Origin of the sequence: Thermus sp. CCB_US3_UF1 (assembly GCF_000236585.1) — a bacterium.
Classification (GTDB): Bacteria; Deinococcota; Deinococci; order Deinococcales; family Thermaceae; genus Thermus.
Genome location: NC_017278.1, coordinates 2,157,216 through 2,176,381, shown reverse-complemented (window position 1 = coordinate 2,176,381; position 19,166 = coordinate 2,157,216). Strand labels below are relative to the sequence as shown.

General features: G+C 68.6%; 15 protein-coding genes and 3 tRNA genes. 14 read left to right on the top strand and 4 right to left on the bottom strand.

Going from position 1 to position 19,166, the window contains the following annotated elements; translation table 11 throughout:
- The first annotated feature begins 5 nt into the window (after positions 1-5).
- Genes TCCBUS3UF1_RS10980 through fmt form a run of 6 tightly spaced genes read left to right on the top strand, consistent with a single transcriptional unit; the run spans position 6 to position 4,427 of the window.
- Positions 6-263, top strand: a complete 258-nt coding sequence (locus TCCBUS3UF1_RS10980; RefSeq protein WP_014516573.1) for a hypothetical protein — start codon at positions 6-8, stop codon at positions 261-263.
- A gap of 1 nt (position 264) precedes the next feature.
- The gene (locus tag TCCBUS3UF1_RS10975; RefSeq protein WP_014516572.1) at positions 265-1,410 is read left to right on the top strand and encodes a phosphopentomutase; all 1,146 of its coding nucleotides are present in this window, start codon (positions 265-267) and stop codon (positions 1,408-1,410) included.
- A 3-nt stretch (positions 1,411-1,413) separates the two neighbouring features.
- Positions 1,414-2,127, top strand: coding sequence for a diadenylate cyclase CdaA (gene cdaA, locus TCCBUS3UF1_RS10970; RefSeq protein ID WP_014516571.1), 714 nt, complete (start codon positions 1,414-1,416; stop codon positions 2,125-2,127).
- Positions 2,120-2,935, top strand: coding sequence for a YbbR-like domain-containing protein (locus TCCBUS3UF1_RS10965; RefSeq protein ID WP_014516570.1), 816 nt, complete (start codon positions 2,120-2,122; stop codon positions 2,933-2,935). Before cdaA ends, TCCBUS3UF1_RS10965 begins: the two co-directional genes overlap by 8 nt.
- A gap of 5 nt (positions 2,936-2,940) precedes the next feature.
- Complete coding sequence (gene def / locus TCCBUS3UF1_RS10960) at positions 2,941-3,516, top strand: peptide deformylase (RefSeq protein ID WP_014516569.1); 576 nt, start codon at positions 2,941-2,943, stop codon at positions 3,514-3,516.
- Positions 3,513-4,427 carry a methionyl-tRNA formyltransferase gene (fmt, locus tag TCCBUS3UF1_RS10955; protein WP_014516568.1) on the top strand — a complete coding sequence of 305 codons (915 nt, stop codon included), beginning with the start codon at positions 3,513-3,515 and terminating at the stop codon, positions 4,425-4,427. The genes def and fmt overlap by 4 nt, the downstream gene beginning before the upstream one ends.
- 4 nt (positions 4,428-4,431) lie before the next feature.
- Here the strand turns inward: fmt and TCCBUS3UF1_RS10950 are convergent, their stop codons facing one another.
- Together TCCBUS3UF1_RS10950 and TCCBUS3UF1_RS10945 are read right to left on the bottom strand one after the other, a co-directional pair.
- A complete protein-coding gene (locus tag TCCBUS3UF1_RS10950) occupies positions 4,432-6,123 on the bottom strand; it encodes a hypothetical protein (protein ID WP_014516567.1) in 1,692 nt (563 codons plus the stop codon).
- Entirely contained in the window at positions 6,120-6,728 is a 609-nt protein-coding gene (locus TCCBUS3UF1_RS10945; protein WP_014516566.1) for a hypothetical protein, read from the bottom strand. Before TCCBUS3UF1_RS10945 ends, TCCBUS3UF1_RS10950 begins: the two co-directional genes overlap by 4 nt.
- Positions 6,729-6,805: 77 nt before the next feature.
- Between TCCBUS3UF1_RS10945 and TCCBUS3UF1_RS10940 the strand changes: the two genes are divergently transcribed.
- The 6 genes from TCCBUS3UF1_RS10940 to TCCBUS3UF1_RS10915 all read left to right on the top strand — a co-directional run bounded on the left by TCCBUS3UF1_RS10940 (position 6,806) and on the right by TCCBUS3UF1_RS10915 (position 10,947).
- Positions 6,806-6,879, top strand: a tRNA-Gln gene (locus tag TCCBUS3UF1_RS10940).
- 6 nt (positions 6,880-6,885) lie between these two features.
- Positions 6,886-6,960: transfer RNA gene (locus tag TCCBUS3UF1_RS10935), tRNA-Glu, on the top strand.
- A gap of 21 nt (positions 6,961-6,981) precedes the next feature.
- Positions 6,982-7,057: transfer RNA gene (locus TCCBUS3UF1_RS10930), tRNA-Glu, on the top strand.
- A 115-nt stretch (positions 7,058-7,172) separates the two neighbouring features.
- Positions 7,173-8,150 carry a thioredoxin-disulfide reductase gene (gene trxB, locus TCCBUS3UF1_RS10925; protein ID WP_014516565.1) on the top strand — a complete coding sequence of 326 codons (978 nt, stop codon included), beginning with the start codon at positions 7,173-7,175 and terminating at the stop codon, positions 8,148-8,150.
- Positions 8,151-8,155: 5 nt separating this feature from the next.
- Positions 8,156-9,370, top strand: coding sequence for a DUF4127 family protein (locus tag TCCBUS3UF1_RS10920; protein ID WP_014516564.1), 1,215 nt, complete (start codon positions 8,156-8,158; stop codon positions 9,368-9,370).
- 8 nt (positions 9,371-9,378) lie between these two features.
- Positions 9,379-10,947, top strand: a complete 1,569-nt coding sequence (locus TCCBUS3UF1_RS10915) for an HD domain-containing phosphohydrolase (RefSeq protein WP_014516563.1) — start codon at positions 9,379-9,381, stop codon at positions 10,945-10,947.
- Between the two features lie 3 nt (positions 10,948-10,950).
- Here TCCBUS3UF1_RS10915 and glmS read toward each other — a convergent pair whose 3' ends face one another.
- Positions 10,951-12,765 carry a glutamine--fructose-6-phosphate transaminase (isomerizing) gene (glmS, locus tag TCCBUS3UF1_RS10910; RefSeq protein ID WP_014516562.1) on the bottom strand — a complete coding sequence of 605 codons (1,815 nt, stop codon included), beginning with the start codon at positions 12,763-12,765 and terminating at the stop codon, positions 10,951-10,953.
- A gap of 475 nt (positions 12,766-13,240) precedes the next feature.
- Here glmS and TCCBUS3UF1_RS10905 point away from each other — a divergent pair, with 475 nt between their 5' ends.
- The gene (locus tag TCCBUS3UF1_RS10905; protein WP_041433898.1) at positions 13,241-15,985 is read left to right on the top strand and encodes an S-layer homology domain-containing protein; all 2,745 of its coding nucleotides are present in this window, start codon (positions 13,241-13,243) and stop codon (positions 15,983-15,985) included.
- 76 nt (positions 15,986-16,061) lie between these two features.
- Positions 16,062-18,056: an excinuclease ABC subunit UvrB gene (uvrB, locus tag TCCBUS3UF1_RS10900; RefSeq protein ID WP_041433897.1), complete on the top strand. Its 1,995-nt coding sequence runs from the start codon at positions 16,062-16,064 to the stop codon at positions 18,054-18,056.
- On the opposite strand, the gene TCCBUS3UF1_RS10895 is transcribed toward uvrB, so the two are convergent.
- On the bottom strand, positions 18,053-19,156 hold the full coding sequence (locus TCCBUS3UF1_RS10895) for an E3 binding domain-containing protein (protein ID WP_014516558.1): 1,104 nt from the start codon (positions 19,154-19,156) through the stop codon (positions 18,053-18,055). The genes uvrB and TCCBUS3UF1_RS10895 overlap by 4 nt on opposite strands.
- Between the last annotated feature and the right edge of the window lie 10 nt (positions 19,157-19,166).

Sequence of the window (19,166 nt, the reverse complement as noted above, 5' to 3'; positions counted from 1 at the left end):
GGGGCATGGACCTAGCCGAACGGCTTTCCGAGCTGGCCCAGGCCCTCTCCCAGGCCAGCGCCGCGGTGGGGATCCTCGAGGCCATAGAGGAGGTCCTGGACGAGTACCAAGACGGGGAGCTTTCCCTAAAGGAGGCCATGGAGGAGATCCAGGGCCTGGTGGAGGAGTTCCAGGCGGTGCGGGCCCTTGCGGAGATGACCCCCGGGGAGCTTGCGGCCCTAGCGGAGGGGGACGAGGAGGAGGAAGGGGGCTTGCGCTCGTAGGATGAAGGCCATCGTCCTGGTCCTGGACTCCGTGGGCCTGGGGTACCTGCCCGACGCCCCCCGCTTCGGCGACGAGGGGGCGGACACCCTGGACCACACCCTCTTGAAAACGGGAGTGGAGCTTCCCCACTTGGCCGGGCTCGGCCTGGGCTGGGTGCCCGGGGTCCACACCCTGCCCCGGCCCAAGGCCCTCAAGGGGGCCTTTGGCCGCATGCGGGAGGTGAACCCCGGCAAGGACACCACCACCGGGCACTGGGAGTTCGTGGGGGTGTACCTGGAAAAGCCCTTCCGCACCTACCCCGAGGGCTTCCCTGAGGAACTCCTTCGCGCCTGGGCCGAGGCCATCGGGGTGGGGGGGTGGCTCCTGAACCGCCCCTACTCCGGCACCGAGGCCATCCGGGACTTCGGCGAGGCCCACCTGGAAACCGGCTACCCCATCGTCTACACCTCCGCCGACTCCGTCTTCCAGGTGGCGGCCCACCTGGAGCGCGTTCCCCTGGAGGAGCTTTACCGCTGGTGCCAGGTGGCCCGGGCGATGCTCCTTGAAGAGCACCAGGTGGCCCGGGTCATCGCCCGGCCCTTTGCCGGGCCCCCGGGGGGGTTTTACCGCCGGGAGGACCTGCGCAAGGACTTCGCCTTGGAGCCGCCCCGCAACGTCCTGGACGTGCTCAAGGAGGGGGGCCTCGAGGTGGTGGGGGTGGGGAAGATCCCCGACATCTACGCCCACCGGGGTTTCACCCGCGAGGTGAAGAGCCGGGACAACCAAGACGGCCTGGAGAAGACCCTGGCCCTCCTGGGGGAGCCCTTCTCCGGCCTGGTCTTCACCAACCTGGTGGACTTTGACGCCAAGTACGGCCACCGCCGCGACCCCCAGGGTTACGCCCAGGCCCTGGCGCAGGTGGATGCCTTCCTTCCCCGCCTCCTTGGGGCCTTGGGGCCTGAAGACCACCTCTTCCTGGTCTCCGACCACGGCAACGACCCCACCTTCTTCGGCACCGACCACACCCGGGAGTACGGGATGCTCCTCTGGGTGGGCCCGGGGGTGGAGGGGGATCTCGGCACCCGGGAGAGCTTCGCCGACCTGGGGGCCACCTGGGCTAGGCTGTTTGGGCTTCCCTGGGATGGCTCCGGAAAGAGCCTCCTTTAGGCCATGCCCCTCACCTGGCGCGACCTCCTGGACATCCTTCTGGTGGCCGTCCTCTTCTACTACCTCTGGCGCCTCATGGCCGGCACCCGGGCCCTGAACCTGGTCCGGGGGGTCTTGGTCTACCTGCTGGTCTGGTTTTTGGCCAGCCTCCTGGGGCTTTCCACCCTGTCCTGGCTGCTCGGCAACGCCGCTACCCTGGGGGCCTTCGCCCTCATCGTGGTCTTCCAGCCGGAGTTGCGGGGGCTTTTGGAACGGCTGGGCCGTGCCCAGGGGCCCAGGGCGCCCTCCTTGGCCCTGGAGGAGCTTCTCCTCGGCCTTGCCCGCCTTTCCGAGCGGCGCTATGGAGCCCTCATCGCCCTGGAGCGGCGCACCCCCTTGGGGGAGTACGCGGCCACGGGGGAGGTGCTGGAGGCCCGGCTTTCCGCCCGGCTTCTGCAGACGGTCTTCCACCCCGGGACCCCCCTGCACGACGGGGGGGCCATCCTGCGGGGGGACCGGCTTTTTGCCGCCGGGTGCGTCTTTCCCCTTTCCGAAGCCCACCTGGGCCTGGGCACCCGCCACCGGGCGGCCTTGGGCCTTTCCGAGGTTTCCGATGCCCTGGTCCTGGTGGTGAGCGAGGAAACGGGGACCATCCGCGTGGCCGAGGCGGGGCGGCTTTCCCCGCCCCTGGCCCTCGAGGCCCTGCGGGAAAAGCTCAAGGAGGTGCTCCGTGCGTGAGTGGGGCGGCTTCCTCCTGGCCCTTCTGGCGGCCCTAGGCCTTTGGTACTCCCTCAGGGAGCGGGCCCCGGTGGTGGAGCGGGTGGTGAGCGTGCCCCTGCGGGTGGTGGGCCTGGAAGGGGAGTGGCTGGCGGAAGGGGTTCCCAAGGAGGTCCTCCTCCGCCTCCGCGGCCCCGCCCACCTGGTGGAGGGAACCCCCCCGGTTTCCGCCTACCTGGACCTTTCCGGGGTGGAGGGCCCCTTTGCCCGGGAGGTACGGGTGGCCGTGCCCCAGGGGGTGGAGGTGCGGGAGGTGCGCCCGGCCCGGGTGGAGGGCCGGGTGGAGGCCATCCTCACCCGCACCCTGCCCGTGGAGGTCCTCTCCCAAGGGGCCTGGGTGCGCCTCGAGCCCGCCCTTGTGCAGGCCAGGGGGCCTAGGAGCCAGGTGGAGGAGGCGGTGGCCGCGGTGGGCCTGGACCTGGGAGGGGAGAGCGTGGCCCTCAGTGCCTTCGGCCCCCGGGGGCCCCTCCCTGGGGTGGAGCTTTTCCCCAAGGCCGTGCGCATCCTGGCCCGGGAAACCCCCCTTTTCCGCAAGGAGGTGCCCTTGGTCCTCAAGCCTCCGGCGGGCCTCCGGGTTCTGGAGTATACCCCCCGTTCCGTGGAGGTGGTAGGGCCGAGGGAGGCTTTGGAAGCCCTGGAAGGGGTGGAGGCCTCCCCCCAAGGGGGGTTCCGCCCGGGGGAGGTGGCGGGGCCCTTCCGCCTGGCCCTGCCCCCAGGGGTGCGGACCCTGGGGCCGGTTTCCGGAAGGGTGCGGCTTGCGCTAGAATAGCCAGGATGATCTACCCCATCCGCCTCTACGGCGACCCGGTGCTCCGCAAGAAGGCCCTTCCCGTGCGGGACTTCTCCGGACTACCCCGTCTAGCCGAGGACATGCTGGAAACCATGTTGGAGGCCCACGGCGTGGGCCTGGCGGCCCCACAGATCGGGCTTTCCCAGCGGCTTTTTGTGGCCGTGGAGTACGCGGACGAGCCCGAGGGGGAGGAGAGGCCCCTGAGGGACCTGGTGCGCCGGGTCTACGTGGTGGCCAACCCGGTGGTCCTGCACCGGGAAGGGGAGGTGGAGGGTACGGAGGGCTGCCTCTCCCTCCCGGGCCTTTACTCCGAGGAGGTGCCCCGGGCGGAGCGGATCCGCGTGGCCTACCAGGACGAGGAGGGGGTGGAGCGGACGGTGGAGCTCGAGGGGTACATGGCCCGGGTCTTTCAGCACGAGATTGACCACCTGGACGGGGTCTTTTTCTTTGAGCGCCTCCCTCAGCCCAAGCGGGAAGCCTTCCTGGAGGCCAACCGGCTGGAGTTGGCCCGGCTGCAAAGGGAGGCCAAGGCCCTGCTCAAGGAGCTTTCTGGACGATGAGGGTGGCCTTCTTTGGCACGCCCCGCTGGGCGGTGCCGGTTTTGCAAGCCCTGGACCGCCACCACCAGGTGGTGCTGGTGGTCACCCAGCCCGACAAGCCCCAGGGCCGGGGCCTGAGGCCAGCCCCCAGCCCCGTGGCCCAGTACGCCGAGGCCCGGGGCCTGCCCCTCCTCAAGCCCAAGAGGCTCAAGGGGAACGAGGCCTTTGTCCAAGCCTTTAGGGAGGCAGCCCCGGAGGTGGCCGTCACCGCGGCTTACGGCAAGATCCTGCCCAAGGAGGTCCTCGAGGTTCCCCCCTATGGTTTCCTCAACCTCCACCCCTCCCTGCTCCCCAAGTACCGCGGCCCGGCCCCGGTGCCTTGGGCCCTCATCCGGGGGGAGAAGGAAACCGGGGTGGCCATCATGAAGACCGAGGAAGGGCTGGATACCGGTCCCTTGTACGCGGTGTGGCGCACGGAGATCGGCCCCGAGGAGGATGCCCAGGCCCTCGCCGAGCGCCTGCGGGACAAGGGCATAGAGCTCCTCCTCTGGGTGCTGCAAAACCTGCCCCACCTCACCCCCACCCCCCAGGAGGGGGAGGCCAGCTATGCCCCTCTCCTCACCAAGGAGGAGGGGCGGATCCGCTTTGAGGATCCCGCCGAGGCCATCTTCAACCGCCATCGGGGGGTGCAGCCCTGGCCGGGAAGCTACTTTTTCCACGTGGGGAAGCGGGTGAAGGTGCTCCGGATGCGTCCCGAGCCCGGGAAGGGGGAGCCGGGCGTGGTCCAGGGGGTGGACCGGGAGGGGGTTTTGGTGGGGGTGGGGGAGGGGCTTATCCGCCTCCTCGAGGTCCAACCCGAGGGCCGCCGCCCCATGCCGGCCGCCGACTGGGCCCGGGGGTACGGGGTGGTTCCGGGGACGCGTCTTGGGTGAGGCCCTAAAACTCCTCGTCCCACTCCACGATGGTTTCGCTGGTGAGGGTGGTGGCGGGCCGCTCCTCGCTGGCGGCCACCTCCGCACCCCGCTCCTTGAGGAGGCCGAACTGGGCGGCGATGCCCCTAAGGCCTGCCCCGGCGAAGGCCACCACCAGGAAGGCGGAAAGCCCCCAGGCCAGGTAGGCCACCAGGGCTTGGGCAATGGAGAGGTTGGCCAAAAGGCCTAGGATGGGTAGGCCGCCATATTCAGCTAGGATGGAACCCATGTAGGAGAGCCCTTCGGTCATGATGGGGAGGACCAGGAAGAGGAAGGCCAGGCCCAGGAGGTTCCAGTACACGTTGCGCCCGCCGAAGGTCAGGCGGATCAGGTAGAGGGGGAAGAAGGCCAGGGCTGCGGCCAAGAGGAAAAACACCGCCCGGGGGATGCCCAAAAGAAACAGCTGAATCTGCACCTGCAGGGCGTGCCAGAAGCCCAGGGACCCCCCTAGGAGGCGTTCCTCTATTTCCTGGATTTCTCCCAACAAAACCGCGAAGTCCACGGTGCGCAACCCTACGGCTTCTTGCATGCGGAGGAAGAGCCGGTCCGTGCGCTCCGCCAGCTCGGGAGCGTAGGCCCCCACCACGGGATAAACCTTGAGGCGGAAGCGGCTATAGGCGTAGGCCAGCTGGGCCCGGGCCCGCTGGTACTGGCCGGTTTCGGTGTAGAGCTGCGCCTGGGCCAGGCTGCTCCGCACCTCGTCCAGGAGGTCCAGCCAGTTCACCAGGCTGGGGATGGCCAGCCGCTGAAGGGCTTCCCCCACCTTGGTGGCGATCTCCGGGTCCAGCCGCAACAGGCTGGTTTCCTCACGGATTTCCTGAGGCAATAGGCTTTCCGCCAACCGGACCTGGCTGGGGCTCGGCGTAGGGGCAGGGGGGCTGCTGGGGGACGGGGAGGCCGGAGTGGGGTTGGACGCGGAGGGGGTGGGGGTAGGGGAGGCGGGAGCGGCGGAAACAGGGGGGGTCTGGCGGACAAGGGCCTGCCGCCAAGCGGCCACCTTCTTTTGCAGCTCCCCTACCTCGGGTCGGAAGGCCTCCCCACCCGAAACCTTGGCCAAGGTTTGGACGAAGTCCTGGGCCTTGAGGGTGCTCTGGGGGCTGTCCTGGATCACCAGGTACCGGGCGTAGGCCCGGGCCAGGGCCAGGTAGGCTTGGGGGCGGGAGGTGGCGTCCAGGGCCCGGGCCAGGTCCTCGGCCATGCCCTGGAGGTAGTGGCCCTCCAGCCTGCGCCGGGCTTCCTCGGGGGAAAGGTTACCCATCCCCTGGACCAAGGCGGCGGGCAGGCCGGTGGCCCGGGCCAGGCGGGTCAGGTAGGGAGGCTTTTCCTGGGGTGGGGCCTGGAAGAAGCCGTCATAAAGGGCTTTTCCCACCAGGTGGCGCACCAGGAGGAGGCGGGCCTCGAGGTCCACTTGGCTTCGGCGTAGGACGGCCTGCCGGGCCTCCTGGAGGTTGGCCAGGGCGGCATCCCGCAAGACCGGGGGCAGGCCTTCCGCTTCCTGGCGGAGGATCCCCTGGGCCCGGTCCAAGGCGGCCAGGGCCTGGGTGGGGTTGCCCAGGCGCACCTGGGCTAAGGCTTCCGCCAAGCGGTCGTAGGCCTGGGGAAGCCCGGCGGCCAAGGTCCAAAGCCCGAACAAGAGCAGGAACAGGCTCCGCTTCATCCGTTGACCTCCGCACTGGGGGCAAGCCGCCTAAGCCCGTGGAGCAGGCGGCCAATGTTGCTTTCCTTGCGGGCCAGAAGTCCCACATGGCCCTGGCCCAAGGCCCTCAGGACCACCACGGTGTTCTCCATGACCGCATAGAAGGCCCCATAACCCTGGCGGCCCAAAAGGAGATGGGCCAAATCCAGGGAAACCGCTTCCCCGGCGAAGAGCTCCTCCTTGCCGCTTCGCCCCGCCACCACCACCCCCACCACCCCTTCCAGCCGGGCCAGCCGCCGGGCCAGGGCCTGCCGGGCTGAGGGGTCTTCCAGGTCCACGGCCTCCTGGAGGAGGTCCCCCGCTTCCTCTTCCTCCTCTTCCGCCACTTCCTCTAGGGCCCTCGAGGCCGCCAGGTTCTTGAGCTCCCGGGCCCAGGCCTTCAGCTCAGGGGGCATCTCCCGGAAGGGAAGGAGGTTCCTGAGCTCCGGCCAAAGCACCCCTTCCAAAAGCCGCACCCAGTCCGCCGGGGTGGCGGGGGGATGCTGGGCCACGGCCCGGCGCACCAGATTTTCCGCCGCCCGGGGGGAGATATAGCGGCTTAGGATTTGCAAAAGGCTTTCCTCCATAGGACACCCGAGGGGCTTGCCAATCTGCCCCTCAGAGTGTACCATAACCTCTGCCCGAGGGATCGGGCACCCGCCGCTGGGGTGTCGTCTAACGGCAGGACAGCGGACTCTGGATCCGCCGGTCGTGGTTCGAGTCCACGCACCCCAGCCAAACTTTGGCCCCATCGACTAGTGGTTAGGTCACCGCCCTTTCAAGGCGGCGGCGGGGGTTCGAATCCCCCTGGGGTCACCAGAAGCAGTCCGAGCCGCGCATGGCCCCATCGTCTAGAGGCCTAGGACACGGCCCTCTCAAGGCCGAGACGGGGGTTCGAATCCCCCTGGGGTCACCAGGAGCGGCTCGGATTGCTTTTGCCCCTTGACAAGGGGCGGCGGCCTTGCCCAGACTGGGTGGGCCATATACCCCCGGTAGGTATAGGGGGTGTAGCCTAAAGGAAGGAGGCCAAGATGGAGTTCACCCTCACCGGGCTTGCGGGAAGCGGCGCCAAGGAAGAGCGCTACGACGTGGTCATCATCGGCGGTGGCCCCGCCGGGCTCACCGCTGGCATCTACGCGGGCCGGGCCCAGCTCAAGACCGTGATCCTGGAAAAGGGCCTGCCCGGGGGCCAGATCGCCCAGACCGACGAGGTGGAGAACTACCCCGGTTTCCCCGAAGGCATCTCTGGCCCGGAGCTGGCAGGGCGCATGGTCCAGCAGGCGGAGAAGTTCGGGGCCCGGATCGTCATGGACGAGGTGTTGGGGATAGAGCCCGGGGAAAACGGTTTCCTGGTGCGGGGCTTTGAGCGCACCTATCTGGCCCGGGCGGTCATCATCGCCACCGGGGCCAACCCCAGGAAGCTAGGGGTTCCGGGGGAGGAGCGGTTTTATGGCCGGGGGGTTTCCACCTGCGCCACCTGCGACGGCTTCTTCTACCGGGATAAGGAGGTGGTGGTGGTGGGCGGGGGGGATGCCGCGGTGGAGGAGGGGCTTTTCCTCACCAAGTTTGCCCGTAAGGTGACCCTGGTCCACCGCCGGGACGAGCTCAGGGCCAACAAGGTGGCCCAGGCCCGGGCCTTCCAGAACCCCAAGATGCACTTTCTCTTCTCCCACGTGGTGACCGAGGTCCTGGGGGAGGAGAGCGTGACCGGGGTCCGGCTCAAGAACCTGAAAACGGGGGAGGAGTACGTCTACCCCACGGACGGGGTCTTCGTCTTCATCGGCCACGAGCCCAACACCGCCTTCCTCAAGGGGGTGGTGGAGCTCAGGCCGGATGGGTATGTGGCCGTGCGCGACGAGGTCTACACCTCGGTTCCCGGCATCTTCGCCGCCGGGGACGTAGCCGACCCCATCTACCGCCAGCTGACCACCAGTGTGGGGGCCGGTACCCGGGCGGCCATGACCGCGGAGAAGTACCTGGCGGAGCACAGCGAACCTGTACGGCCCTAAGCGCGGTGGCCAGCCGGCTTTCTGCCCTGGTCCTCCTCCTGGGCCTGGCCTTAGGCCAGACCCTGTACCTTCCCCTGGACGACCGCCCGCCCAACTGGGCCCCTTGCGCCTGGGGCCTGGTCCTCTGCCCCCCACGGGCGGCCTACCGGGGTCCGGAGGGGGCAGACGAGGCCCTCCTTAGGGCCTGGCTCCTCGCCACCCCGGGGGAGCGCCTGGTGGCCAGCCTGGACGCCCTCGCCTATGGCGGGCTCCTCCCAAGCCGCCACCGGGCTCTTTACCCCGAGGAGGCCCTGGCCCGTCTGGAACCCCTCCTTTCCTGGAGGGGGCGCCATGGGGGGGAGGTCTTCCTCTTCGGGGTGGTGCCCCGTTGGGATGCCAGCCGGAGGGAGCGGAACCTGGAGGTGCTCCGCCGCCTGGCCCCTGGGGCCCTCCTGGAGGGGTTGTACCTGGAGGCGGTTTGGGACGATGCCCTCAAGGACTCCCCCGCCCCGCGGGAAGCCCGGGAACTTCCCTACCCGAGCCGCCCTGGGGCGGACGAGGCGGGGCAGGTCCTCCTCCTCCGGGCTCTCCGCCCCGGGCTACGGGTGGGGGTGGTCTACAGGGGGGTTGGGGCGGAGCGGGTCACCCCTTACGAGGCCCTGCCCCTGCGGGAAACCGTGGCCGGCCTCCTCCGGAGCGCGGGGGCCCAGGAGGTGGCCTTGGCCGAGGGACCGGACCTGGTCCTTTACGCCTATGGGGGCCAGGATCCCCGGGGGGCGGCCCGGGAACTCCTGGGCCTCATGGCCCGCTTCCCCGTGGCCCTGGCGGACCTCGCCCGGGTGAACCGGGGGGACCCGGGCCTCATGGCCTACCTGCAGGACCTCGGCCTTTATGGCCGCTTGGCGGCCTACGCCAGCTGGGGCACCCCGGCCAACAACCTGGGAAGCGCCCTGGCCCAAGGGGGGCTTTTCCTTTCCCAAAGCCAGGGCCGTCTGGAGCGGCTGGCCGAGGCCTACTTCGCCTACTGGTGGGGGGAGGTGGGCCGGCCCCACGTGCGGGCCCGCTTCGCCGAACCCCTGCCGGAGGAGGCCCAGGGGGTGGTGGCCTTATGGCCCTACTGGGCGCTGGAGGGCTATCGGGTAGACCTGGAGGGCCTGGGCTTTCCCTGGCGCCGGGCTTTTGAGGCCCAAGGCCGCTTGCGCCTCCACCCCCTTTCTGCGCCTTCCCGTCTGGTAGAGTAGGGAGCGTCATGACCCCCGAGGTTTTGGAGCTAAGGCGCTTGCAGGCCCTGGTCCAGGCCTGGCGCTTGCTGGCTCCCCTGGAACGCCCCCAGGCCGTCTACCAGGCGGTGGTGGAGGCCGCCAAGGCCTCCACCCGGGCGGTTTCCGTCCTTCTCTTCCTCTACCGCCCCCTGGAGGACGCCCTGGAGCTGGTGGCGGCCGCGGGGCTTAGCCGGGACAAGGTGGGCCTCCGGCTTCCCCGGGGCCGGGGGATTTCCTGGGCGGTCCTGGAAGGGGGGGAGCCCGTGTACCTGGCCGATGTGCGCCAGGACCCTCGGGTGGTCTTTCTCTCGGGACACCCCCAGTCGGGGGTCTACCTGGGGGTGCCCCTGCGCAACGCCGCGGGGCAGCCCATCGGCGTCCTTTCCATGGATACCGCCGGGGGGGTGGGGGAGATCCTCCCCGAGGAGCGCTTCTGGATCCAGGCCCTGGCCGAGGCCGCGGGGGTGGTGCTGGACCGGATTGAGGCCCTGGGCCGGGCCCAGGCCGAGGCTGCCCGGGCCCAGGCCCTGCTGCAGCTTTCCCTTTCCCTCGAGGCCGCCCGGGACCCCCTGGTCATGGCCCAGGAGGCCTTGGAAACCCTCCTCCGCCTCACCCCGTACCACGGGGGGGCCCTGTACCTTTTCCAGGAGGGTACGGTGCGACCGGCGGTTTTTTCCGGCCGCTACCCGCCGGAGTTTCCCCGGCTCTACGTGGAGCACCCCGTGCGTTTTGGGGAGGGGCTTCTGGGCCATCCCCGGCTCTGGGAGGGGCCGGTGTACGTGGAAGACTACGCCCGCTTTCCCGGGGCCCTGAAGCCCTATGCGGAAAGGGGCCTCCGCTCGGCCCTCTTGGTCCCTCTCCGGCCGGAGGGGCGGCGGTACGGGGTCCTGGCCCTGGGTTCCTTTGGGGAGGCGGTGGCCTACCGCCCGGAGGACGAGGCCCTTCTCAAGCTGGTGGCCCGGCGGCTGGAGGAGGCCTTGGAGCGCCTTTTCCACCTGAGGACCCTGAAGGCCACCCGGGAAGCGGCCCTGAAGGCCCTTTCCCGGGTGTTGGAGTACCGGGACCTGGAAACCCAGGGGCATACCGAGCGGGTGGCGGAGCTCTCCTTGCGCCTGGGGGAGCGCGTGGGCTTTCCTGACCTCGAGGGCCTGCGCCTGGGAGCTTACTTCCACGACCTGGGCAAGCTGGCCCTTCCCGACGAGATCCTGCGCAAGCCCGCCTCCCTTTCCACCGCCGAGTGGCGGGTGGTGCGGACCCACCCCGAGGTGGGCCTGGAGATCCTGAAAAGCCTCCCCTTCCTGCCCAAGACCGCCCTGAACGTGGTCCTGTACCATCATGAGCGCTGGGACGGTTCCGGCTACCCCCGGGGGCTCAAGGGGGAGGCCATCCCCTTCGAGGCCCGCATCTTTGCCGTGGTGGACGTCTACGACGCCCTGATCTCTCCCCGCCCTTACAAGCGGGCCTGGACGGAGGAGGAGGCCAAGGCCGAGCTCCGGGCCCTGGCCGGCAAGGCCCTGGACCCGGAGCTGGTGGGAGCTTTCCTGGAACTAATCTAGCCTTTACTCCACCGTCACGCTCTTGGCCAGGTTCCGGGGCTGGTCCACGTCCCGGCCCAGGAGGGCGGCCACCTCGTAGGCCAAAAGCTGCAGGGGCACCACGCTCACGATGGGGTAGAGGAGGGGATGGACCTCGGGGAGGTAGATCACGTCCTGGGCCAGCTTGCCTATCTCCCTATCCCCCTCGGTGGCCAGGGCGATCACCTTCCCGCCCCGGGCCCGCACCTCCTGGATGTTGGCCAGGGTTTTTTCGTAGAGGGGGCCCTGGGTGGCCAGGACCACCACGGGCAGGTGCTCGTCGATGAGGGCGATGGGCCCGTGCTTCATCTCCCCGGCGGGGTAGGCCTCGGCGTGGATGTAGCTGATCTCCTTGAGCTTCAGGGCCCCCTCGTAGGCGGTGGGGGCCTGGACGTGCCGCCCCAGGAAGAGGAAGTCCTGGGCCTGGTGGTATTTCTCGGCGATGTGGGCCACCAGGGGCCGCTTCTCCAGCACCTCCTCCACCAGGCGGGGGAGTTTGCGCATCTCCCGGATGAGCCCTTGGGCCGCCTCCCGGCTCAGGGTGCCCCGGGCCCGGCCAAAGCGCACCGCCAGGAGGGCCATGGCCGCCAGCATGGCCGTGTAGGCCTTGGTGGAGGCCACCCCGATCTCCGGCCCGGCGTGGATGTAGAGGACGTCCTCCACCTCCCGGGTGAGGCTGGAGCCCTTGGCGTTGATGACCCCCAGGGTCCTGGCCCCCTTGGCCTTGGCCTCGCGGATCCCCTCCAGGGTGTCGATGGTTTCCCCGGACTGGCTGATGGCCACGGCCAGGGTTTTCCCGTCCACCACCGGGTCGCGGTAGCGGTATTCGCTGGCCACCTCCCACTCCGCGGGGACGCGGGCCAGGATCTCCATGAGGTACTTGCCGTACCACCCCGCGTAGGCGGCGGTGCCGCAGGCCACGAAGTGGACCCGCTCCACCCCTTTGGGGTCCAGCGCCAGGCCCAGGTCCACGTCCCCATCCTCCTCCCGCAGGCGGCCCCCCAGGGTGTTTTCCAGGACCCAGGGCTGCTCGTAGATCTCCTTGAGCATGTAGTGGGGGAAGCCGCCCTTTTCCGCGGCCTCGAGGGTCCAGTCGATCTCCACCACCGGGCGCTCCAGGGGCTCGCCGGCCAGGTTTTGGATCTCCACCCTTTCCCGGGTGAGGCGGACCAGGTCCCCGTCGTGCAGGAAGATCACCCGGCGGGTGTAGGGGAGAAGGGCGGGCACGTCCGAGGCCAGGAGGTTTTCCCCTTCCCCTAAGCCGATCACCAGGGGGCTTACCGTGCGGGCAGCGACAATCTCCTCCCGGTCCTCGTGGACCACCACCACCGCGTAGGCCCCCCGCACCTCCTTCAGGGCTTCCCGCAGGGCCTCGAGGAGGTCCCCCCGGTACTTCTCCTCCACCAGGTGGGCCAGCACCTCGCTGTCCGTCTCGGAGGCGAAACGGTGGCCCCGGGCCAGGAGGGCCTCCTTGAGCTCCAGGTAGTTCTCGATGATGCCGTTGTGGATGACGGCGATCTTCCCGTCCTCCGTGGTGTGGGGGTGGGCGTTGGGGTCCGTGGGGGCCCCGTGGGTGGCCCAGCGGGTATGGCCGACGCCCAAGGGCCCTTCCAGATGCTGGGCCTTCAAGGCCTCCTCCAGGGCGGAAAGCTTCCCCGAGCGCTTCACCACCCCAAGCCCCGCCGGGGTCCTCACCGCCACCCCCGCGGAGTCGTACCCCCGGTACTCCAGCCGCCTAAGGCCATCCACCAGCACATCCGTGGCGTTGCGAAAGCCCACGTACCCGACGATTCCGCACATATATTCCCCATAAGAGCCCCTGGGGCTCCAAAGCGCCTTCCCCTTGGCAGCGCCCTGCCCTTCGGTTGTCCCCTCCTCTGGGGCTTTCCCTCCGGGCTTTTCGCAGGCGGGCGGGGCGGGCACACCCCGGGCGGCATCCGCGGATACCCTCGACCTTTCCCGGCTTGGGCCGGTAATCCCCTTCCTGGGGTCCGCCACCTCGTCGGGCCCCCATGGGGCCCCCTGCGCTTCCCGCCTTCCGGCCTAGACCTTATCCTGGCAGGCTCCCACCCCCTGGGCGAGTATAGCAAACCCAAGCCCTTAGGGCTTGACAGCCTGCGCGTGAGCCTTTTATGATACCGGCGGATGCAAGGGAAAACCTGGCCCTTTGGGGCGGAAACCCCCCTTGCATCCCGGGAAGGGTCCGGCGGGAAGAGGAAACGCGGCAACTCGCCCCCAGCCGCCCCTCCCGACCCTGAAGGGGGTGCTAAGGCATATGAAGAAAAAGCTAGTCATGCTGTTGGCCGGGCTCTTGACCGTGCTCTCCATGGGCTTCGGTCTGGCCCAGTTCTCTGACGTGCCCGCCGGGCACTGGGCCAAGGAGGCCGTGGAGGCCCTGGCGGCCAAGGGTATTATTGTGGGTTTCCCGGATGGTACGTTCCGGGGTAACGAGGGGCTCACCCGCTACCAGGCCGCCCTCATCATCTACCGCCTCCTGCAGCAGATCCAGGAGGAGCTGAAGGCCAAGGGCGAGTCCCCCACCATGGAGGCCCTCTCCGCCGAGGAGCTTGAAGCCCTGAAGAACGCCGTGCAGGAGCTGGCTGCGGAGCTGGCTGCCCTGGGCGTGCGGGTCTCGGCCCTGGAGGACAGCGCCGCCACCAAGGAGGACATCGCCCGCCTCGAGGCCCTGATCGCCGAGCTCAAGGCCCAGCCGGCCCCTGAGCCCGGCATGGACGCCGCCGCCCTCCAAGACCTGGCCGACCGGGTGGAGGCCGCCTCCATCGCCGCCGACACCGCCTTGGCCCAGGCCCAGCAGCTGGCGGAGCAGCTGGATGCCCTGGCCCAGGACGTGGAGGGGGTGAAGGGGGACCTGGCGGTGCTCTCCAGCCTGGTGGAGGGGAACACCCAGGCCATCCAGGCCCTGAACGAGCTGGCCGTCCTCCTCAACCAGGATGTCCTCACCTTGCAGGACCGGGCCACGGCCTTGGAGAAGGGGCTAGCGGACCTGCGGGCCCAGTTCCAGGCCATTGACTTTGAGGAGTTCGCCACCCGGGAGGACGTGGCCGCGGTGCAGGAGTTCGTGGCCGCCCTGCGCTCCGACCTGGTCAACCTGGCCGATAAGGTGTCCAGGCTCGAGGGCACCGTTGGCAAGCTCCAGACCGACCTGAATGGGGTCTCTGGCCGGGTTTCCACCCTGGAGCGGAACCGCCTCACCATCAGCGGGAGCTTGGGCCTGCGCTATGAGGCTAGGGACGGCAACTTCAACCTCAACGGGGGCAGCGACTACGATGTTGACCGCTTGATCCCGGGAACCATCCTCAGCACTGGCGACGCCGATAATGACGGAAACGTGGTCGAACAGGCAGACCTAACGGCTCCCTTCCCCAAGGCGCCTGTTTCTGGTGCTACGAATGCTGAACTGAGCCTCAGGCTCCAGACAGGGACCCTAGATGCCCGCTCCTCTGGTGGGGCTAATGCCTACCCAGGCCTGGTGCAGTTCAGCATTAGGGGTAGCTGGACCAACCCCTCTTCTGGTGCTGCTGCTTCCACATTCAACCTAGTGGTGGATAGGGTTTCCACCACCCTGAGGGTTGCGGAAGACCAGCCTCTGACCTTCGTCTTCGGCCGTTCGGTGAACACCAAGTTCACCGAGTACGTGATGGATAACGAGTCCAACAGCCTCGGCCACGGCTTCGTGGCCACCCTGAGGGGCCTGCCCCTGGGAGGTACCCTTACCGCGGCTTACGGCGAGAGGAATCCCGTTACGGCGGACTTCGATTACTTCAAGGCCCTCCGGCTGGCCCTTTCTCCCCTGCAAGGCCTCTCCTTCGGGCTTTCTTACGCCCAGCATGACGTAGCCTTTGAGGAAGTGGCCGGGGCGGATGGTAGCCTGGACCTTGGCTTTGCCAAGCTCTCCGGCGAGTACTTCCGCTACGGGGCTAACATCTTCTCCGCTACATATAAGGAAGGGGCTTACCTGCGGGCGGAGCTGGGTCCGGTTAAGGCCAACGTCCGGGGCTTTGATGCTGGGGCAGCACCAGACCCCGCCGGGCTTAGCTTGGACAATGATAACCCCTTCCGCTGGGGCCAGCGCGGCTTCACCGTGGAGGCTGGGCTCCCCATCCTGGGCCTCAACCTGGGCTTACTCTACAACGCTCAGATGGACACCGCTTTCGGTACCCCCAGCGCCAGCGCCTTCCGGGCTAGCGCCGACCTGGGTCTGCCCGCTGGCTTCAAGCTGAGCGCCCGGGGGACCTTGGCCAGCAACACCGCTGGCGAATGGTTCCCCAGCACCTACAACTTCACCGGTGTTCCTGGCCCTGCCTCCGCCACCGACTACGCCACGGCCATCGTGGCTACCCTGAGCCACGACGGCAAGGCCAAGGACGCCTTCATCCAGGGCCTCAATTTGACCCTCTCCTACACCAACCGCACCCTGTTGGGCGGGGCCAACGACGGCCTTGCCGCCTTCGGGGACTTTGGCGGCTTGGCCCTTGGTCCCATCAGCGTGGACAGGGTGGTCTTCCGCTACAACGACTCCAACCTCCAGAACGCTGCGGCTGGCCAGACCCTCAAGGGTGGCATCCGGGGCGGCATCAACCTGGCTGGCCTGCCCTTGAACCCCAGCCTCACCGGTGAGCTTGCTTACAGGGAAAGCCAGACCAATATCAGCGAGCTCAAGTACGGCTTCGGGGTAAGGTTTGGCCAGTTCCTCTTTGACAAGAGCGTGCTGGAGGTCAAGGCGGCCCAGTACACTGCCCAAGGCTTGGCCCTCTACAACGCGGCCGATGCGGACAACGCCTTCAACGCAGCTGTGGACCAGCTCTACACCACCGCGACTCAGGCGGGGACCAGGACCCTCTCCGGCCTCTACGTGACCTGGAACTACTGGGACCTCGCCTTCATCTACGGGGTCTTCAAGGACCAGGAGCTGGGCAACCTCCTCTCCGAGGTCTTCAACCGCAACCTCACCGGTAACTTCGGTAGCGTCTTCCGCATCCAGTACACCGTGAACTTCTAGGTTGCTGGCCTGTCAGCCCCCGCCCTGGAAGGGCGGGGGTTTTCCTTTCCCCTTCCTCCCCCCTAAACTGAAGGGGATGCCCTTCCGCTACCTAGGCCCCCCCCCCAAGGGGGACCAGCCCAAGGCCATCCGGGAGCTGGTGGAGGCCCTTAGGGACGGGGAGCGCTTCCTCACCCTCCTGGGGGCCACGGGCACGGGGAAGACGGTGACCATGGCCAAGGTCATCGAGGCCCTGGGCCGGCCGGCCTTGGTCCTCGCCCCCAACAAGATCCTGGCCGCCCAGCTGGCGGCGGAGTTCCGGGAGCTTTTCCCGGAAAACGCCGTGGAGTACTTCATCAGCTACTACGACTACTACCAGCCCGAGGCCTACGTGCCGGGGAAGGACCTTTACATCGAGAAGGATGCCTCCATCAACCCCGAGATCGAGCGCCTGCGCCACTCCACCACCCGGAGCCTCCTCACCCGGCGGGATGTGATCGTGGTGGCCTCGGTCTCGGCCATCTACGGCCTGGGGGACCCGCGGGAGTACCGGGCGCGCAACCTGGTGGTGGAACGGGGGGCCTTCTACCCCCGGGAGGCCCTTTTGGAGAGGCTTCTGGAGCTGGGCTACGAGCGGAACGATATAGACCTTTCCCCAGGCCGCTTCCGGGCCAAGGGGGAGGTGCTGGAGATCTTCCCCGCCTACGATACCGAGCCCATCCGGGTGGAGCTTTTTGGCGACGAGGTGGAGCGCATCCTCCAGGTCCACCCCGTCACGGGGGAGAGGCTTCGCGAGCTTCCCGGCTTCGTCCTCTTCCCCGCCACCCACTACCTTTCCCCGGAAGGCTTGCAGGGGATCCTGGAGGAGATCCGGAAGGAACTGGAGGAAAGGGTGCGCTACTTTGAGGCCCTGGGGGAGGTCCTCTACGCCCAGCGCCTCAAGGAGCGCACCCTTTACGACCTGGAGATGCTTAGGGTCATGGGCACCTGCCCGGGGGTGGAGAACTACGCCCGCTACTTCACGGGCAAGGCCCCGGGGGAGCCCCCTTACACCCTGTTGGACTACTTTCCCGAGGACTTCCTGGTCTTCCTGGACGAGTCCCACGTGACCGTGCCCCAGCTCCAGGGCATGTACCGGGGGGACTATGCGCGCAAGAAGACCCTGGTGGACTACGGCTTCCGCCTGCCCTCGGCCCTGGACAACCGCCCCTTGCGCTTTGAGGAGTTCCTGGAGCGGGTCTCCCAGGTGGTCTTCGTCTCCGCCACCCCGGGGCCCTTTGAGCTGGCCCATTCGGGCAGGATGGTGGAGCAGATCATCCGCCCCACGGGCCTCCTGGACCCCTTGGTGGTGGTGAAGCCCACGGAGAACCAGATCCTGGACCTCATGGAGGGGATTAGGGAAAGGGCGGCCCGGGGCGAGCGCACCCTGGTCACGGTGCTCACGGTGCGCATGGCCGAGGAGCTTACGAGCTTCCTGGTGGAGCACGGGATCCGCGCCCGCTACCTCCACCATGAGCTGGACGCCTTTGAGCGCCAGGCCCTGGTGCGGGACCTGCGGCTTGGCCACTACGACTGCCTGGTGGGGATCAACCTCCTGCGGGAGGGGCTAGACCTCCCTGAGGTTTCCCTGGTGGCCATCCTGGATGCGGACAAGACGGGCTTTTTGAGGAGCGAGCGGAGCCTCATCCAGACCATCGGCCGGGCGGCGCGGAACGCCAGGGGGGAGGTTTGGCTCTACGCGGACCAGGTTTCCGAGGCCATGGAGCGAGCCATCCGGGAAACCCACCGCCGGCGGGCCCTCCAGGAGGCCTACAACCGGGAGCACGGCATCACCCCTGAGACCGTGCGCAAGGAGGTGCGCCCCCTCATCCGCCCCGAGGGGTACGCCGAGGCGGTGGGGGCCGAGGTGCCGGAGGAGGACCTCAAGGAGCGGATTGGGGAGCTGGAGCTCCTCATGTGGCAGGCGGCGGAGGCCCTGGACTTTGAGCGGGCGGCCCGGCTGCGGGATGAGCTAAGGGCCCTCGAGGCCCGCCTCCAAGGCCTAAAGGCCCCGGAGACCCTGCCCGGAAGCCGCCGCAAGCGGCGGCGCTAGGCCAGGAGCAGGACGGGGTTTTCCAGGTACAGGGCCACCCGCTCCAGGAGCTTCTTCGCCACAGCCCCTTCCAGCCCCGAGGCAGAAAGCACCCCCTCTGGGGAAAGGAAGAGGCTGGGGCGGCCGGTGTGGACCTCCTCCTCCCCGGCTAGGCAGAGGAGGCCCTCCCCCGCCTCCCCCTCCCGCTGCCGGAAAAGGGCCAGGAAGCTGGGGGCCGGCCTCAGGCCCCGTACCCCTTCCCCCGTCACCTGGCCCAGAAGGGGCCGGTAGGGGAGTTCCAGCTCCGCCAAGGCCCGCTCCGCCGCCTTGAGGAGGAAGGGCAGGGGGGTCTTGGGGAGGCCATGGACCCGTTGGAAGGCCTCCTGGGCGGCCTCCAGGGCCTCCAGGGCCACCCGCCGGCGCCAGACCCAAAGGGGCTGGGTGGGGGGAGGGGTGGAGGCCACCGCTGCCAGGCCAGAAGTCTGGGGCACGGCCTGGGCCGGGGGAGGCTCTTCCAGGGCGGCCTCCAGGGGCTCTTCCAGGAGGCTCGGGGGGGCCTGCTCCTCTACCTCCTCCAGGCCTGCCAGGAGCTCCTCCTCGGACAGGAGGTCCTCCCGAAGGGGGGTTGCCGGGCCTTGGGGGGCGTCCTCCAGGAAGCTTTCCAGAACCTCCTCCGGGGGGGGTGGGGGTGTTTGCAGGAGCTCCTCTTCCCACTCCTCGGCCAGGGGCTCGGGGGCCAGGGAGGGCTTTCCCTCCTCCAGGTCCAGGTCCAGATCCAGATCCTCCAGGAGGACCGGCTCCAGGTCCAGCTCCGCGGTCTCCTCCACCTGGACCTCGAGGGTGGGGGTCTTGGGGCCTTCGGGGATCAGCTCGGTCAGGTCCACCCCTTCGCGGCTCAGGGCGGCCTGGGCCCGCTTGAGCTCCTCCTCCGGCAGCAGGGGAGGGGGCTCCTCGGGCATGGGGGGAAGGTCCACCTCCCCGGCCATCACCTTGGCCAGAAAGGCCAGGATATCCCGCTCCACGATGGTGCCCTCGGGGCCTGTGCCCTGGAGCCTGCGCCAGTCTATGCCGTTTTCCTCGGCCAGCCGCCGGGCCAGGGGCGTGATCTTGGGTTCGGCCATCCTGGCCCTA